The 15489-nt window shown below is 70.4% G+C and carries 18 protein-coding genes; 12 read left to right on the top strand and 6 right to left on the bottom strand.

Annotation, left to right across the window (positions count from 1 at the left end; all coding sequences use genetic code 11):
• Window positions 1-66: 66 nt before the first annotated feature.
• Window positions 67-1176 (bottom strand): PLP-dependent cysteine synthase family protein, encoded by a 1110-nt coding sequence (locus tag G7071_RS06395; protein WP_166316358.1) that lies wholly within the window; start codon window positions 1174-1176, stop codon window positions 67-69.
• A 25-nt stretch (window positions 1177-1201) separates the two neighbouring features.
• Between G7071_RS06395 and G7071_RS06390 the strand changes: the two genes are divergently transcribed.
• Together G7071_RS06390 and G7071_RS06385 are read left to right on the top strand one after the other, a co-directional pair.
• Entirely contained in the window at window positions 1202-1831 is a 630-nt protein-coding gene (locus G7071_RS06390) for a nitroreductase family protein (RefSeq protein ID WP_166316355.1), read from the top strand.
• A 47-nt stretch (window positions 1832-1878) separates the two neighbouring features.
• Window positions 1879-2910 (top strand): NADPH:quinone reductase, encoded by a 1032-nt coding sequence (locus tag G7071_RS06385; protein WP_246210531.1) that lies wholly within the window; start codon window positions 1879-1881, stop codon window positions 2908-2910.
• 15 nt (window positions 2911-2925) lie between these two features.
• Here the strand turns inward: G7071_RS06385 and G7071_RS06380 are convergent, their stop codons facing one another.
• The gene (locus G7071_RS06380) at window positions 2926-3699 is read right to left on the bottom strand and encodes a DUF427 domain-containing protein (protein WP_166316352.1); all 774 of its coding nucleotides are present in this window, start codon (window positions 3697-3699) and stop codon (window positions 2926-2928) included.
• 88 nt (window positions 3700-3787) lie between these two features.
• On the opposite strand from G7071_RS06380, the gene G7071_RS06375 reads away from it, so the two are divergent.
• The 5 genes from G7071_RS06375 to G7071_RS06355 all read left to right on the top strand — a co-directional run bounded on the left by G7071_RS06375 (window position 3788) and on the right by G7071_RS06355 (window position 7026).
• Window positions 3788-4336, top strand: coding sequence for a DnaJ family domain-containing protein (locus tag G7071_RS06375; RefSeq protein WP_166316349.1), 549 nt, complete (start codon window positions 3788-3790; stop codon window positions 4334-4336).
• Between the two features lie 101 nt (window positions 4337-4437).
• Window positions 4438-4794 carry a hypothetical protein gene (locus tag G7071_RS06370; RefSeq protein WP_166316346.1) on the top strand — a complete coding sequence of 119 codons (357 nt, stop codon included), beginning with the start codon at window positions 4438-4440 and terminating at the stop codon, window positions 4792-4794.
• Between the two features lie 51 nt (window positions 4795-4845).
• Window positions 4846-5916 (top strand): HpcH/HpaI aldolase/citrate lyase family protein, encoded by a 1071-nt coding sequence (locus G7071_RS06365; RefSeq protein ID WP_166316343.1) that lies wholly within the window; start codon window positions 4846-4848, stop codon window positions 5914-5916.
• A 2-nt stretch (window positions 5917-5918) separates the two neighbouring features.
• On the top strand, window positions 5919-6791 hold the full coding sequence (locus G7071_RS06360) for an HpcH/HpaI aldolase/citrate lyase family protein (RefSeq protein ID WP_166316340.1): 873 nt from the start codon (window positions 5919-5921) through the stop codon (window positions 6789-6791).
• A 91-nt stretch (window positions 6792-6882) separates the two neighbouring features.
• Window positions 6883-7026 carry a hypothetical protein gene (locus G7071_RS06355; RefSeq protein WP_166316337.1) on the top strand — a complete coding sequence of 48 codons (144 nt, stop codon included), beginning with the start codon at window positions 6883-6885 and terminating at the stop codon, window positions 7024-7026.
• 13 nt (window positions 7027-7039) lie between these two features.
• Here G7071_RS06355 and G7071_RS06350 read toward each other — a convergent pair whose 3' ends face one another.
• The gene (locus tag G7071_RS06350; protein WP_166316334.1) at window positions 7040-8017 is read right to left on the bottom strand and encodes a hypothetical protein; all 978 of its coding nucleotides are present in this window, start codon (window positions 8015-8017) and stop codon (window positions 7040-7042) included.
• Complete coding sequence (locus tag G7071_RS06345; protein WP_166316331.1) at window positions 8014-8322, bottom strand: hypothetical protein; 309 nt, start codon at window positions 8320-8322, stop codon at window positions 8014-8016. The genes G7071_RS06350 and G7071_RS06345 overlap by 4 nt, the downstream gene beginning before the upstream one ends.
• A gap of 225 nt (window positions 8323-8547) precedes the next feature.
• Between G7071_RS06345 and G7071_RS06340 the strand changes: the two genes are divergently transcribed.
• On the top strand, window positions 8548-8799 hold the full coding sequence (locus G7071_RS06340) for a hypothetical protein (RefSeq protein WP_166316328.1): 252 nt from the start codon (window positions 8548-8550) through the stop codon (window positions 8797-8799).
• Window positions 8800-9158: 359 nt separating this feature from the next.
• Here G7071_RS06340 and G7071_RS06335 read toward each other — a convergent pair whose 3' ends face one another.
• Both G7071_RS06335 and hutU read right to left on the bottom strand, forming a co-directional pair.
• A complete protein-coding gene (locus G7071_RS06335; protein WP_166316325.1) occupies window positions 9159-10700 on the bottom strand; it encodes an Ig-like domain-containing protein in 1542 nt (513 codons plus the stop codon).
• Between the two features lie 259 nt (window positions 10701-10959).
• Window positions 10960-12615 carry a urocanate hydratase gene (gene hutU / locus G7071_RS06330; RefSeq protein WP_166316322.1) on the bottom strand — a complete coding sequence of 552 codons (1656 nt, stop codon included), beginning with the start codon at window positions 12613-12615 and terminating at the stop codon, window positions 10960-10962.
• Window positions 12616-12726: 111 nt separating this feature from the next.
• On the opposite strand from hutU, the gene G7071_RS06325 reads away from it, so the two are divergent.
• From G7071_RS06325 to G7071_RS06310, 4 genes are read left to right on the top strand one after another with little or no spacing between them, the layout of a single operon-like run.
• Window positions 12727-13587, top strand: coding sequence for a hypothetical protein (locus G7071_RS06325; protein ID WP_166316319.1), 861 nt, complete (start codon window positions 12727-12729; stop codon window positions 13585-13587).
• 3 nt (window positions 13588-13590) lie between these two features.
• Window positions 13591-13947 carry a hypothetical protein gene (locus tag G7071_RS06320; protein WP_166316316.1) on the top strand — a complete coding sequence of 119 codons (357 nt, stop codon included), beginning with the start codon at window positions 13591-13593 and terminating at the stop codon, window positions 13945-13947.
• Window positions 13860-14864 (top strand): methyltransferase, encoded by a 1005-nt coding sequence (locus G7071_RS06315; RefSeq protein WP_166316313.1) that lies wholly within the window; start codon window positions 13860-13862, stop codon window positions 14862-14864. Before G7071_RS06320 ends, G7071_RS06315 begins: the two co-directional genes overlap by 88 nt.
• Entirely contained in the window at window positions 14861-15484 is a 624-nt protein-coding gene (locus G7071_RS06310) for a TetR/AcrR family transcriptional regulator (RefSeq protein WP_166316310.1), read from the top strand. The genes G7071_RS06315 and G7071_RS06310 overlap by 4 nt, the downstream gene beginning before the upstream one ends.
• Window positions 15485-15489 lie beyond the last annotated feature (5 nt).

Here is a 15489-nt window from a genome sequence, read left to right as displayed (position 1 = left end):
GTCCACTCCTCTGCGGGTCCGGGGTCAACGCGGCACGCTTGAGCCCCGTCTCGGATCCGAGACGTCTCAGCCCGTCCAGACGCCTTCGTCCCAGGCACGCGCGAGCACGTCGAGGTATGGCGCCAGGTCCCAGCCCTGCTCGGCGACCCACTCGAGGTCGAAGTAGGTGTCGAGATAGCGGACCCCGTCGTCGCACAGCAGCGTGACGATCGAGCCGGACTGCCCGGCCGCCGCGAGGTCACAGGCCAGCTTGGTCGCTGCATAGACCGCGGTGCCGGTCGACGGCCCGGCCAGCGCGCCGGTCCGGGTCCGCAGGAAGTGGATCGCGGCGACCGACGCCGGGTCGGGCACCCGCACCAGCCGGTCGACCACGTCGGGCAGGAAGGACGGCTCGGCGCGCGGGCGACCGATCCCCTCGATCCGCGATCCGCAGGTGGTCTCGCCACACCCCGGATCACGGAAGGCGGCGAGGAAGGCGGAGTTCTCCGGATCCACCACGCACAGCCTGGTGGTCAGGCCGCGCCAGCGGACGTAGCGGCCGAGCGTGGCCGACGTGCCGCCGGTCCCGGCGCCGACGACGACCCATTCGGGCGTCGGGAAGCGTTCCATCGAGAGCTGCTCGAAGATCGACTCGGCGATGTTGTTGTTGCCGCGCCAGTCGGTGGCCCGCTCGGCATAGGTGAACTGGTCGAGGTAGTGCCCACCCGACTCGGCCGCGAGGCCCCGAGCGACGTCATAGACCGACGACGGGTCGTCGACCAGCACGCACCGGCCTCCCTCACGCTCGATCAGCGCGACCTTGGCGTGCGAGGTCGTCGACGGCATCACGGCCGTGAACGGCAGGCCGAGCAGCCGCGCGAAGAACGCCTCGCTCACGGCGGTCGACCCCGACGACGCCTCGACGATCTGCGTGCCCTCGGAGATCAGGCCGCTGCACAGGCCGTAGAGGAACAGCGAGCGGGCGAGGCGATGCTTCAGGGACCCGGTCGGGTGGGTCGACTCGTCCTTGAGATAGAGGTCGACCCCGGGCAGCGCCGGGATGTGGATCGCGTGCAGGTGGGTGTCGGCGGACCGGGTCTGGTCGGCCTTGAGCCTGTTGATCGCCTCGATCACCCAGGCGCGCTCGGCGTGCCCGGACTGATCCACCTCGACCAGGCCCTGCACCGTGCCATCCATGCTCGGAGCGTGCCACAGTTGCCCGGTGGAGTTCCAAGAGGTTGTACGCCGACGCCGGATGATCCGCACCTATGCCGACCGCCCGGTCGCCGCCGAGTCCGTCGACCGCATGCTCGCGAACGCCCAGCGAGCCCCCAGTGCCGGGTTCAGCCAGGGGTGGGCGTTCCTGGTGCTCGACACGGCCGCCGACGTGGCGCGTTTCTGGGAGTCGACCTCTCCCGACCCGGACGCGGCCAGCCCCTGGCTCGAGGGGATGCGGACGGCACCGGTCGTGATCGTTCCCCTGGCGTGCAAGGCGGCCTACCTCGACCGCTACGCCGAGCCGGACAAGGGGTGGACCGACAAGGACGAAGCGCGGTGGCCGGCGCCGTACTGGTTCATCGACACAGGTATGGCGACGCTGCTGATCCTGCAGACCGCGGTCGACGAGGGCCTGGGGGCCTGTTTCTTCGGCATCCCGCCGGAACGGACGGACGCGTTCCGGGCAGCCTTCGACGTGCCGGTCGACCACCACCCGATCGGCGCGGTCACGGTCGGGCACCGGGTCGCCGACACCGGCCCCGCGGGCTCGCCCGCCCGCCGCCGCCGGCGCGCCGACGCGGTTCATCGCGGCCGCTTCTCGCCCCAGTCGCCAGAAGCCCCGGGTCCGGGGTAGGCATGGACCCTGACCCGCTGGGGTAGCCCCCAGTGAGGCGACACCCGATGAAGGAGACCCCCATGCGTGCAGTGGTCTACACCGAGAGCGGCGAGTCCTCCGTCCTCGAGCTCGTCGAGCGGCAGTCCGCGGAGCCCGGCCCGGGCGAGGTGCGGGTGCGCATCGCCCGCGCCGGGGTCAACCCCACGGACTGGAAGTTCCGCTCCGGCAAGATGGGCGAGCTGGCCTTCCCCGAGATCGTGCCCGGCCAGGATGGCGCCGGTGTGGTCGACGCGGTCGGCCCCGACGTGGCCCACTTCGCGGTCGGGGACCGGGTCTGGACGATGCTGGCCCAGCACACCCGTCCCGGCGGCACGGCGCAGGAACAGGTCGTGCTGCCGGTCGAGAACGTCACGCCGTTGCCCGACAGCGCGTCGTTCGACGTGGGTGCGGCCCTCGGAGTGCCCGCGGTGACCGCCCACCGCGCGCTGACCACCTCGGAGGACGGCCCCGACCGGCTGGCTCCTGGCGCGCTGGCCGGAGCGATCGTGCTGGTCGCGGGCGGGGCCGGCGCGGTCGGCAACGCGGCCATCCAGCTCGCCAGCTGGGCCGGCGCCACCGTGATCAGCACCGTCAGCAGCGACGAGAAGGCCACGCTGGCCGCGGCCGCCGGCGCCCAGCACACCGTGAACTACCGCGAGCAGGACCCGGTCGAGGCGATCCGCGAGCTGGCTCCCGACGGTGTCGACATCGTCGTCGAGGTCGCCCCCGCGCAGAACCTGCGCCTCGACCTCCAGGTGATCAGGCCCCGCGGGACGATCGCGATCTACGCCAACAACGGGGGCGACGAGGTCACCTTGAGCGTGCGCGAGACGTTCTCGACCAATGCGCGCTTCCAGTGGGTGCTGCTCTACACGGTCGGCGGGGCGGCGCTGCGGGCGGCGGCCGAGGACATCACCGCCGCACTAGCCGACGGCGCCTTCGGGGTCGGCGACGGGCACGGTCTCCCGCTGCACCACTTCCCGCTCGAGCAGACCGCCGAGGCGCACGCGGCCGTCGAGGAGGGCGCGGTCGGCAAGGTGCTCATCGACGTGACCTGACGAGGAGATCGACCGCTACTCCGCTCCGGGGCGCTGCTGGGGCTTGCTGAACGGCGATTCCGGACGCTCCAGGAGCCTCCCGTCGACACGCATGTCGACGATCTCGTTGTAGAAGCAGACCCGTCCCGCGATCGGCGCCACCGCCGGGAGCGGGGCGGAGTACGACCACGCGACGTTGGCCACGGCCGGCGGCCCAGGAAAGCTCCAGTAGGAGTCGGCGGTGCCCTTGTAGGGACAGGCCGAGACGTTGTCGGTCGCGGTCAGCAGGTCGAGCCGGACATCCTCCCGGGGCAGGTAGTAGCGAGTCGGCAGGTCGGTCTCGAGGAGCAGGACCGGGTGCGCACTGGTCGCCACCACATCACCGTCGAGGAGCACCTCCACGTGTCGTGAGCTGTGCAGCGTCTCCACCCGCTTGTGTGGGTCACGGGGGTGGAGTCCCACGGGCTCCTCCTCCTCGGTCCACGCCAACCGCCTCGGTTCCCACGTCATCACCACCCGGTCGGGCAGGTCCGCCAGCGTCCAGGCCCCGCACTCCACGACCTGTTCGCCCGCGACGACATCGAACCATTCGGCCACCGGCAGCTGCGGACCGAAGAAGAAACCCCCTGGGTACGTCGAGGCGCTGGCCGGCCGCAGCGAGCCCGGCGTCACCTCATCGTGGGCGAAGGCATAGACGGGCGGGAAGCCGGCTTGCCACACGAGCAGCGGGTCGCGGGTCTCGACGACGAGCACGTCGCCGAGACGGCCGCGCACCCACTTGTCGATCCACTCGGTGCGGGGCTGGCTCATCTCTCGATGGTGGCACCGAGGTCGCGCTCGAGCCACCCTTGGTTGGACCCGAGAATTATCGTGGTGACAGCCACGAACGGAGTCGCCCATGAGCCAGGACCGGGACCGCGACACAGGCCACCACGAACCTGCACGTGACGAGCGCACCGGACAGACCGCGGCGGCGGCCCGGATCGCCCACCAGTCGCAGTGGGTGGAGCAGCAGCTGCGCGTCGCCTTCGAGCGTGGTGACTTCGACGACCTCCCCGGTGCGGGCAAGCCCATCGAGGGACTCGGCACCGAGCACGACCCGGACTGGTGGATCAAGAAGCTCATCGAGCGGGAGCGGCTCAGCGTCCTGCCGCCCGCCCTGCAGCTGCGCAAGGACGACGCCGAGCTCGACGGGCTGCTCGACCGGCTCGGCAGCGAGCGCGAGGTGCACCGCGCTGTGGACGACTTCAACGCGCGGGTCCGCCGAGCCCGCATGCAGCTCGAGGGCGGCCCGCCGGTCGTCACCCCCCTGCGCGACCCGGACGCGGAGGTCGAGGCCTGGCGCGGTCGGCGCGAGAGCAGGATCCGGGCAAACCGTGCTGCCCTGCGAGCCGCCGAGGAGGCTGATCGCAGTGCTGGCCGCCGGTGGTTCGGCCGGCGGCGGTGACCTGACGGCCACGGGCTGATTTCCCCTGAAGTGGCGATGCGCCGACCCCCGGTCGGTGCCTAGCGTCGGACCTCCCGCGACGAACGATTCGAGGTCGAGACATGTCGGAGTCAGCACTGTTCATCGGTTGGGGCCAGACGGTGCGTGGGCGCGAACAGCGGTCCCTCGACGTCTTCAACGACGCGGTGACCTACTACGGCGAGCGTCTGCAGGACGGATCCATCGAGAGCTTCGACCCGGTCATCCTCGATCCTCATGGTGGCGACCTGCAGGGGTTCTTCCTGATCAAGGGCTCGGCCCAGGGGCTGGCCGCCATGATGGACTCCGAGGAGTTCCAGCGCCTGCACGTGCGCGCCACCATGATCGTCGACAACCTGGGGATCATCAGGGCCCACGTGGACGACGAGGTCCTCACCCAGCTCGGCTACTTCAGCGACGCAGCCGGCGAGTTCTCCTGACGAGACGCACGCCATACCGACGGGTGGGCGGCGCGCGATAAGTTCCGCCCCATGCGTTCAAGCAAGGACTTCTTCCGCCCGCTCGCCGTGGGCGCCCCCCAGCCCGTGACCGAGATCCCCGCCCGGCCCAGTCGCGCGATCCACTTCTTCGATCCGTCGAACGAGAAGATGGCCGCCAAGATCCCGCAGATGGTCGGCACCGTCGACGTGCTCCTCGGCAACCTCGAGGACGCCGTGAAGGCCGACAACAAGGAGGCCGCCCGTGCCGGCCTCGTGCGGATCGCCAAGGACACCGACTTCGGTCCCACCCAGCTCTGGACCCGGATCAACGCCCTCGACAGCCCCTGGGTGCTCGACGACCTCACGACCCTGGTCACCGAGATCGGCGACAAGCTCGACGTGATCATGGTGCCGAAGGTGCAGGGCGCCGAGGACATCCACTACATCGACCGCATCCTGGCCCAGCTCGAGGCGCGCGCCGGCCTCGACCGCCCGATCCTGGTGCACGCGATCCTCGAGACCGCGCGCGGTGTCGCCAACGTCGAGGAGATCTGCGGCGCCTCGCCGCGCATGCAGGGGCTCTCGCTCGGTCCGGCCGACCTCGCCGCCGACCGGCGGATGAAGACCACCCGCGTCGGCGGCGGTCACCCGGGCTACCTGGTCCGACAGGACCCGGACGCCGAGACCCCGGACGCCCCGCGCGCGACCTTCCAGCAGGACCTGTGGCACTACACCATCGCCCGGATGGTCGACGCGTGTGCGATGCACGGCATCTACCCCTACTACGGCCCCTTCGGCGACATCGCCGACGTCACTGCCTGCGAGGACCAGTTCCGCAACGCGTTCCTCCTCGGCTGCGTGGGCACCTGGAGCCTGCACCCCAAGCAGATCGAGATCGCCAACCGGGTCTTCGCTCCCAGCGTCGAGGACATCCGGCACGCCCGCGAGGTCGTCGCTGCCATGGGTGACGGCACCGGCGCGGTCATGCTCAACGGCAAGATGGAGGACGACGCCTCCCTCAAGCAGTGCCTGGTCATGGTCGAGCTCGCCGAGCAGCTGAGCAGGATCGACCCCAACCTGAAGGCGCAGTACGACGCCATCAGCACCGACAGCGAGGTCTGAAGATGCCTGAGTCAGCACAGTTCCGCCCACGCCGCTCGGTGCTCTACATGCCGAGCTCCAACGCCAAGGCGCTGGAGAAGGCCAAGACGCTCCCGGTCGACGGCATCATCTTCGACCTCGAGGACGCGGTCGCTCCTGACGACAAGCTGACGGCCCGCGACGCAGCGTGCGCCGCCGTACGCAGCGGTGAATACGGCCGCCGCGAGCTGACGATCCGGATCAACGGCGCCGACACCGAGTGGCACGCCGACGACCTGGCCGCGGTCTGCGCCGCCGGACCGGACGCCGTCGTGGTGCCCAAGGTCGACAGCGCCGACGCCGTCCTCGCGCTCGTCGACGCCATGGCCAGGCACGACGCCCCCGAGCACACCAAGCTCTGGGCGATGGTCGAGACGCCCTACGCCATGCTGCACGCCGAGGAGATCGCCGCCGCCTCGGAGCGACTGACCGTGCTGGTGATGGGGACCAACGACCTGGTCAAGGAGCTGTATGCCGAGCACGTGCCGGGCCGCGCGCCCGTGCTGACCGGGCTCTCCCTCGCGCTGCTTGCTGCCCGTGCGACCGGCAAGGTGATCATCGACGGCGTCTACAACGACGTGAAGAACGTCGAGGGCTTCCTCGCCGAATGCGAGCAGGGACGGCAGATGGGCTTCGACGGCAAGACGCTGATCCACCCCGGTCAGGTGGAGGGCGCCAACGCCGCCTTCGCGCCCAACGAGAAGGCCGTGGAGGACGCCCGCGGGATCCTCTCGGCCTGGGAGTCGCGCACCACCGGCGTCGTCACCTACAACGGCCGGATGGTGGAGAACCTCCACGTCGAGTCGGCCCAGCGGACACTGAGCATCCACGAGGCCATCGAGGCTTTGCAGGGCTGAGCACACCCGCGGGGGTGTTGGACTAGACCGTCGCGATCGGGCATTGTGTAGTGATGTGGCCTCACGGTGAGGCCCGCTAGGAGGCACAACCATGGTCGTTCTTGGCCTGATTCTCTTGATCATCGGTCTGGTCATCACCCAGAACCTGCTCGTCACGATCGGCGCGATCCTGATCGTCGTCGGTCTGATCCTCAACTTCGTGCCGATCGGTGGTTCGAGCCGCCGGGTCTTCTAGCGACCCGCACGACCTAGACCCTGGCCCGGTTCCCCTCACGGGGGCCCGGGCCAGGACCTTTTCCGACCGCAGGTCCGTCGGGCCAGACGGACCCCAGGAGCTCGTCGAGCGAGAGCTGGTGGCCGCTCTCCGATTCGGCGGAGCGGCGCCTGACCACCAGCGTCAGGATCCGCAGTCCCAGCCCCAGCAGGAGCACGCCGACGATCGCGAACAGTCCCCAGGGACGGATCGTCACTGCTTCGGCGACTGCCGCGTCCTCGCCACCGGCCAGGACCGACCCCGCGACGACGAGTCGCCCGTTGGCCAGGGCATCGAACTGCACCGGGACCTCCACGGTGGTACTGCTCCCCGGCGCGAGTGCGGACAGCCGCGGCACCTGGACGAAGTTCGTGGGTTCGGCCCCGGCCTCTCCCCACCCGAGCTGGAGCCGGGGCACGGCGGCGAGGCTGCCACCGTTGGCGAGCCGCACGGTGAGCGTCCGGGTCGCCGGGAGGCCGAACCAGCCGGCGACCGAGGTCCCCGACTCGACGTCGGACCCGACGACCTCCACCTGCGCCTGCGGTCCGGAGGTCGTATGCCGATCGGTTCGTCCACGCAGGACAGGGTGGCCCTTGATCCGGAGGGGCGCCACGAGCTGCTCGGGCGTCCCGCCGCTGGCCACCACCACGCAGGGGCACGGCATCGGCGGCGCCGACACCCGCATCGACGTCGCGAAGGACCCGTCTTCCTGCACGCCGACCTCGACCGTGGAGCCGAAGGCGCAGTCGAGGCTTCCCCGCTGGGCGTCGTTGCCACACAGGACGGCGGAGACGAGCGAGCCCGGGGAGAGTCCTCGTCCCGCGACCTCGACGTCGGAGTCCACCCGCACCTCGCCCCGCGAGAGCGACAGCGAGGGCTGGTCGTCGGACACCGCGCCGGCGTGGGCGGGTGCCACGCCGAGCACGCCCAGCACGCCCAGCACGCCGAGCAAGGCGGCGAACCGGGTCGTCACCGCACCGCGATCGGCTCTGGCTCGCTGTCCGGGACCACCGCGGACTGCGCCCGAGAGCTGAAGAACCATCGACCGCCGAGGTGCCGGCGCCGAGCCCACCAGGCCGAGGCCGCCAGTGCGAGCAGCAGCATCGGCAACCACGGCACCGACCAGACCGTACGGCTGACCTCGGCACCCGCGTCCTCCGCGGAGACCGTCATCCGGGCGGAGAGCTTGCCGTAGGGCGGAAGCGAGTCCAGCTCGGTCGTGCCGGAGAGCACCCCGCCGGGGAGCAGCTCGGGCACGTCCACCGCCACGTCGTCCACGACCCCACCCAACGGCCCGACCAGCTCGATGGTGGCCTGGGGGTCGAGGCGGGAGTTGCCGGTGTTGGTGATCGACCAGTCGATGGCGACGACTCCGTCCCCGGTGACATAGGGGACCAGCGGAGCCGACGACTTCGCGGAGAACTCCGAGACCGCCAGGCCGGGGTCGAGCGCGCCCTCGACGCGCAGATAGATCCGCGCCCCACCCGTCGCCGGACGTCGAAGGTGACGTCGCCCTTCTTGTTCCCGCTCTCCAGCTTGGCGTTCGCAGCCACGATGGCGCCTGCGTGGTCGCCCGGCTGGGCGTTCTCGGGCACCGAGATCTCGAAGGGGATGCGCACCCCCTGGCCGCGAGGGAGGTTGAAGCGGCTCTGCCTGCCCAGCCGGACCCAGCCGCCGACCCCGGTCTTGGGCTCCTCCGGGTTGCGCAGCGCGAAGGCGCCGTCGGCCGGGACGTTGAACGCGTCGACGGTGTAGAGGTCGAGCATCACCGGCCTGCGACCGGTGTTGAGGACGGTGACGTAGTCACGCAGGACCGACCCCGGTCGCAGGGTGTAGACGAACCGGCTCCGGTCGGCGCCGCCGTTGGCACCTCCGGGCTGCACGGCCCAGGACGCCTTCTCGGCGTCCGGACGGCCCTCGGCAGCGTGGGCGGTCGGGGTGCTCAGCAGGCCCGCGCAGAGCAGCAGGGCACCGCAGAGCAGGGCAGGAAGAGAACGTGTGGACGGACGACGGGCGTGGATCGACATCGGGGCCTCGGGGTGATGAGTGGGGCGTACGACGCGGGGCGGGTGCAGCCCCGCCCCGCGCCGTACGCGGATGAACCTCTGGCCGACTCAGACCAGCGTGAGAGTCAGGGTCGCCTGGTAGAGACCCTTGGCAGCCGAGGCAGGGATGCCCAGGCCGATGGCGCCGCCGCAGTCGAACGTCCCGCCGCTGCGGGTGTCGGGGGACGAGCAGAGCGTGTGCGTAGTGGCCAGGCCGTCCCACGTGCCGGGAGCACCGGTCGTGCCGGGGATGGCCGGAGCGCCGGCGTTGACCGTCGCGACGTCACCAGGGATCTGGATGTGCGAGACCGCAGCACTCGGACCCCAACCGACGTTGCCGCCGGGGATGCAGTGGTTGTCCCACTTGGTCTTGTCGTTGACGGGACAGACCCCGTCGCCGGTGCCGTCGCTGAAGTCAGAGGTCATCTGACCGGTCAGCGTCCAGCCGGCGTCGGTGCCGCGAGCGTTGACGACCGTGAGGCCGTTGAGCGCCCCCTGCGTCTTGAGGGACTGCCCGTTGAGGGTGACGGGCGGCAGGGTGATGAGCGAGCCGGCCTGCTCCATCGTCATCGCGGCGCCGTTGACCTGCACCTCGATGATCTGGTCGAGCCCACACCCACCGCTGGTGGCGTCACAGGTGTTGCCCAGGATGCTGATGTTGACGGTCGCCGGGTCGCTGACCAGACCGCCCGCGTCGGCGACGGTGTAGGTGAAGCTGTCGCTCACCGCGGCGGCCGTGTTGGTGTAGGTCACCGTGCCGTCGGGGTTGGCGACCGCCGTGCCCGCGCTCGGTCCGCTGACGATGTCGACCGTGCCGGGAGCCAGGTCGTTGTTGACGTCGGTGTCGTTGGCCACCACGTTGATCGACGCGGCCTGGTTGGCACCGACGGAGGCCGAGTCGTCGGCAGCGACAGGAGCCGCGGGCGGGACGACGATCTGGGTGCTGCTGATCGGCGCACCGACGCCCCAGGTGGCGGTGTTGGTCGCGGTGTCCACGGTGCCCGGGCTGCAGCGGAACTGGACGACGAAGCCGAGGTTGGCGTCGATGGACAGGCCACCACCGCCACCCGCGTTGGCGATCGGCACGGCCGCCTCGCGCAGCGTCACGGTGCCGGAGTTGGCGGCCGTGAACGACATATCGGCGAAGGACACGTTGAAGGTGATGGGGGGTGCCGTCTCGTCGCCCGTGCTGCGGACGCCGTCCGGGTCACTGATGTCGATCGGGCCGATCGAGGCGCTCACCGAGTTGGTGTCCTTCTGGCCCTCGACAGTGTTGCTGGCTGCGATCTTGGCCTTGATGGTGCCTGCGACGCTGCCCCCGTCCTGGAGCAGCCCGAGGTTGTAGCCGCTGACGAACACCTGGCCGGGCATCGTGATGGCTGCACCGAGGTTGGTCGCGGTGACGGTCCCGCCCGGGGCGACCGAGCCCGGCGAGGTGGCTGAGAAGTCGGCCGTCACCGGAGCGATCGCCGTGGTCGCGCTGTTGTAGCACGCGTTGTCGGTCGGGGCAGCGAAGGCGGGAGTGGCCGCAAGGATGGCCACCCCCGCACTCGCGGCGAGCACCACGACCGCTGACGCGGCGCTTCGGTGCAGGGTGAATCGTTGTTTCATGTTCCCTCCCAGGAAAATGTGTTGCGAGACAGGGACAGAGATTTCCGTCCCAGACCTGGGATCTGGTGCCAACCCGACGCATTCCAACAAAAGGTCACGGCGCACTGCGGCGCCGCATACTGTTGGTCTCCCTCAAGACTGCAACAGGTTTCACGGTCCAGCTCCCGCCCGGCACCATGGCAGGGGGCGTGTCGGAGCGTCAACGGTGACGTAACCGTTTCGCCACATGTGTCACAACGGTCTAGACCAGTTGGGGTCGTCAGCCGTCCATCGGGATCTTGACGTCGCGTTCGTCCGCGACCTCTCGTGCCCGGTCATAGCCGGCGTCGACGTGGCGGATCACGCCCATGCCCGGGTCGTTGGTCAGCACCCGTTCGATCTTCTCCGCCGCCAGGGCCGTGCCGTCCGCAACGCACACCTGGCCGGCGTGGATCGATCGGCCCATGCCGACACCCCCACCGTGGTGGATCGAGACCCAGGTCGCACCGGACGCGGTGTTGACCAGCGCGTTGAGCAGGGCCCAGTCGGCGATCGCGTCCGACCCGTCGAGCATCGCCTCGGTCTCGCGATAGGGCGATGCCACCGACCCGCAGTCGAGGTGGTCGCGGCCGATCACGACCGGGGCCTTGAGCTCGCCGCTCGCCACCATCTCGTTGAACTTCAACCCCGCGAGGTGACGCTCGCCGTAGCCCAGCCAGCAGATGCGGGCAGGGAGTCCCTGGAAGGCGACGCGTTCGCCCGCCATCTTGATCCACTTGTGCAGCCGCTCGTTGTCGGGGAAGAGCTCGAGGATCGCCTTGTCCGTCGCGGCGATGTCCGCCGGGTCGCCGGACAGCGCGGCCCAACGGAACGGCCCCTTGCCCTCGCAGAACAGTGGCCGGATGTAGGCGGGGACGAAGCCGGGGAACTCGAACGCCCGGTCATAGCCGCCCTTGCGTGCCTCGTCGCGGATCGAGTTGCCATAGTCGAAGACCTCGGCACCGGCGTCCATGAAGCCGACCATCGCCCGCACGTGGGCGGCCATCGAGTCCTGGGCTGCCTTGGTGAACGCGACCGGGTCTGCCTCGCGCTGCGGCTGCCACTCCTCGAACGGGACGCCGACCGGCAGGTAGAACAGCGGGTCGTGGGCGGAGGTCTGGTCGGTGACGATGTCGATCGGCGCCTCCTGCTCCAGCAGCGCTGGCACCATCTCCGCGGCGTTGCCCAGCACCCCGATGGAGAGCGGCTTGCGGGCATCACGCGCCTCGACGGCGAGTGACACGGCGTGCTCGAGCGAGTCGGCCTGGACGTCGAGGTAGCGGTGCTCGATGCGTCGTTCGATCCGCGACTGGTCGCACTCGATGCAGATCGCGACCCCGTCGTTCATCGTGACGGCGAGCGGCTGGGCGCCGCCCATGCCGCCGAGGCCGGCGGTCAGGGTGATGGTCCCGGCGAGAGTGCCGTCGAACCGCTTGTCCGCGACGGCTGCGAAGGTCTCGAAGGTGCCCTGCAGGATCCCCTGGGTGCCGATGTAGATCCACGATCCTGCGGTCATCTGGCCATACATCGTCAGGCCGAGGTCCTCGAGCCGGCGGAACTCCTCCCAGTTGGCCCAGTCGCCGACGAGGTTGGAGTTGGCGATCAGCACGCGCGGCGCCCACTCGTGGGTTCGCATCACGCCGACCGGCTTGCCGGACTGCACCAGCATCGTCTCGTCGTCCTCGAGGTCGCGCAGCGTGCGGACCAGCGCGTCGTAGGCCTCCCAGCTGCGGGCAGCCTTGCCGGTGCCGCCATAGACCACGAGGTCCTCGGGCCGCTCGGCGTTGGCCGGGTCGAGGTTGTTCATCAGCATCCGCAGCGGGGCCTCGGTCTGCCAGCTCTTGGCAGTGAGGGTGGTGCCGGTCGCGGCGTGGATGGGAAGACGGGGATTGCTCATGCGGCCCATCAAACGCCTCCTGAGGCTCTGGCGGCAGCCCCGTGACGCACGGCTCGTCTCGGATCCGAGACCTCGTTGCACTGGCGCCCGTTTTGAGCATATGCTCAAAACATGGACGACGAGCTGACCCCCCGCACCCGGCTCGTCACGATGCTCGTCGTCGTGGTCCCGATCGCGGTGGCGGCCACGATCCTCGCGGCGTGGATGGGTCGGCTGGACACTGCACTCTTCTTCGTCGGCGTCCCCTGCCTGATGGCCTTCGTGATCGGGATCCTGCCGGGCCGGACGTCCGCCGGAGCCGTGTTCCAGGTCGTGACCGTGGCGCTGCTGCTCGTCTCCGCCTTCCTCCACGAGGGTGCGCTCTGCGTCCTCCTGGTCAGTCCGCTGGTGTACGGAATGGCCTTCACCGTCTACGGGCTCGCTCGGTTGGCCGAGCAGGCTGACAAGCGTCGCTACGGACTCGGCGCACTGCTGGTGCTCGTGGCTCTCGAGGGGGCCACCCCTGGCATGCGTGTCTCGCCCCAGCACGAGGTGGACGCCGAGCGCATCGTGGCCGCGGACTGCGCCGACTTCGAGGCCTCGTTGGCTCGCGGCCCCAGGATCGACCAGGAGGCCGACCGGGGCTGGTTGCTGCGCGTCGCGCAATACCCCACCCCGACCACCGCCACCGGCGCCGGCCTCGACCTGGGTGACACCTGGGAGCTCGGCATGCCGGCAGGCACCATCACCACCGAGGTCGTGGAGCGAGCGGAGCGCCGGATCGTCTTCGACGTCACCGCAGACGGTGCGCGCACCACGAGGTGGGTGACCCTGCAGCAGGGCACCCTCACCTGGGAGCAGGCCGACGAAGGGTGCCGCGCCGACCTCAGCCTGAGCTTCGTCCGCGACCTGGATCCGGCGTTCTGGTTCGGTCCGCTGGCCGAGCTGTTCATGGGCGCGGGCGCCGAGGCCTTCCTGGCGAGCCTGGACTGAGTCGTGGACGCCGACCTCGCCCGCAACCTCGTCCTCGCCTGGCCACTCGCGCTGGTTGGCCTCGCCGCGACGCTCCGGACCCTGACGGATGGCGCCACGGAGCTCATGGCTCGCGTGCCGCCCGCCTTCCTCGCGACGCTCTGGGTCTGGCTGGTCGTCCACGCGGTCGAGGCGAGCACCTCCTGGTGGTCCTTCACTGACGCGCCGGCCAGCATGCTCGGCGTCCCGGTCGAGGTGTCGCTCGGCTGGGCGCTGCTGTGGGGGCACTTCCGGTGCTGGCCGGTGGACCGCTCCCGCTCTGGTTCGTCGGGCTCGCCTGGATCGACCTCGTCACGATGGAGCTCGCAGGGGAGCTGGTGAGCCTGGAGAACGGCTGGCTGAGGGGCGAGGTGCTCCTGCTGGTCCTCGGTCTCGCCCCGGCGCTCGTCCTCGGGTGGGCGACCCGACGTCGTCGATGGCTCCGCGTGCGGGCGTTGCTGCAGGTTGTCCTCTTCACGGGTGTCTTCGGCTGGCTGGTCCCGACCGTGGCGATGGCCCGCGACCGGCTCGGCTGGGCCGACGTCGTCGCTCACCCCTATCCCGTCAGGTCTCTCCTGCTGACGGCGGCGGTCGTCGTCGCCATACCTGCCCTGGCTGCAGTCACCGAGCTGGTGCGAGCCGGCGGCACTCCCTATCCCTGGGACCCGCCCACGCGGCTCGTCACGACCGGCCCCTATGCCTACGTCGCCAACCCGATGCAGATCGGCATCGCCGGGCTGATGGTCGTCCTGACCCTGGCCTCGGGCTCCGCCACCCTGGCTCTCGCGACCGTGTTCTCCCTGGTCTTCTCCGTGGTCCTGGCCGAACGGCACGAGGAGCTCACCCTGCGGGCCCGGTGGGTCGCCTACCGCGACTATCGGCGCGAGGTGCGCAACTGGCTGCCGCGGTGGCGACCCTGGGTCGGTGAGCCCGCGATGCTCTGGACGAGCGAGTCGTGCACCCTGTGCGCGGCGACGGGGACCATGCTCGACACCATGGAGCCCATCGGCCTGTCGCGCCACCCGGCGGAGACATCGCCCCGCCCACTGAGGCGGATGACGTGGGAGGGCCCGGACGACCGCAGTGACGGCGTGGCCGCCTTCGCCCGCGCCCTGGAGCACACCACCCTCCCCTGGGCCTGGCTCGGCTGGTGGATCCGACTGCCAGTGGTCTCCGCGTGGTTGCAGCTCATGGCGGACGCCTGCGGACTGGGGCCACGCACGATCGCGAGCAGCGACGACCCGCGGGTGGGGCCATGAGCACCGAAGCGACCAGGGTCGCCCTGATGGACGCTGCCGTCCGCGTGACGGCGACCGTCGGGACGAAGGGCCTCACTGCCCGTGGCATCGCCGCGGAGGCGGGTGTCAACCAGGCGCTGGTCTACTACCACTTCGAGGGGGTCGAGGGACTGCTGCAGGCGGCCTACCAGCGCGCGACCGCGGCGATGGTCGCCGGCTTCGCCGAGGACCTCGCCGCCGCGACGACCTTCGAGGAGCTCTATGGCGTCGGAGCGCGCCTCGCAGCAGGCGCAGCACAGGACGGCAGCGCCGCCCTGCTCAGCCATGTCATCTCCGCTGCACACACCGACGACCAGATGGCCGCGATGCTGCGGGACGCACTGTCCCTGTGGCGTGCGGCGGTCTCGGACAGCGTGCTCAGGATCCTGTCTGCCCGGGGGCTCGACGGCGCGATGGACGTGACGGCCCTGAGCGACTCCTTGGCAGCCTCGACCATCGGCATGGTGACGCTCGGTGCCGTGCCGGGCCAGCCGCTGGGCAACCCGCTCGAGGCCGTGCGCGGTCTCCCGCCGGTTCTCGACCGGGTGCTGCGCCTGGTCCCACGGCCGCTGGTGCGCAGGATCTTCGCCTCCCGCGCCTGAATCAC

Source organism: Nocardioides piscis (assembly GCF_011300215.1).
Taxonomy (GTDB): Bacteria; Actinomycetota; Actinomycetes; order Propionibacteriales; family Nocardioidaceae; genus Nocardioides; species Nocardioides piscis.
Note: the sequence above shows the minus strand (reverse complement) of the source record. Positions and strands in the feature narration are given on the sequence as shown.

Coding starts and splice junctions, on each gene's coding strand:
- G7071_RS06395 (WP_166316358.1), bottom strand. CDS start 1,176: ATGGATGGCACGGTGCAGGGCCTGGTCGAGGTGGATCAGTCCGGGCAC.
- G7071_RS06385 (WP_246210531.1), top strand. CDS start 1,879: ATGAAGGAGACCCCCATGCGTGCAGTGGTCTACACCGAGAGCGGCGAG.
- G7071_RS06380 (WP_166316352.1), bottom strand. CDS start 3,699: ATGAGCCAGCCCCGCACCGAGTGGATCGACAAGTGGGTGCGCGGCCGT.
- G7071_RS06375 (WP_166316349.1), top strand. CDS start 3,788: ATGAGCCAGGACCGGGACCGCGACACAGGCCACCACGAACCTGCACGT.
- G7071_RS06370 (WP_166316346.1), top strand. CDS start 4,438: ATGTCGGAGTCAGCACTGTTCATCGGTTGGGGCCAGACGGTGCGTGGG.
- G7071_RS06365 (WP_166316343.1), top strand. CDS start 4,846: ATGCGTTCAAGCAAGGACTTCTTCCGCCCGCTCGCCGTGGGCGCCCCC.
- G7071_RS06360 (WP_166316340.1), top strand. CDS start 5,919: ATGCCTGAGTCAGCACAGTTCCGCCCACGCCGCTCGGTGCTCTACATG.
- G7071_RS06355 (WP_166316337.1), top strand. CDS start 6,883: ATGGTCGTTCTTGGCCTGATTCTCTTGATCATCGGTCTGGTCATCACC.
- G7071_RS06335 (WP_166316325.1), bottom strand. CDS start 10,700: ATGAAACAACGATTCACCCTGCACCGAAGCGCCGCGTCAGCGGTCGTG.
- hutU (WP_166316322.1), bottom strand. CDS start 12,615: ATGAGCAATCCCCGTCTTCCCATCCACGCCGCGACCGGCACCACCCTC.
- G7071_RS06325 (WP_166316319.1), top strand. CDS start 12,727: ATGGACGACGAGCTGACCCCCCGCACCCGGCTCGTCACGATGCTCGTC.
- G7071_RS06310 (WP_166316310.1), top strand. CDS start 14,861: ATGAGCACCGAAGCGACCAGGGTCGCCCTGATGGACGCTGCCGTCCGC.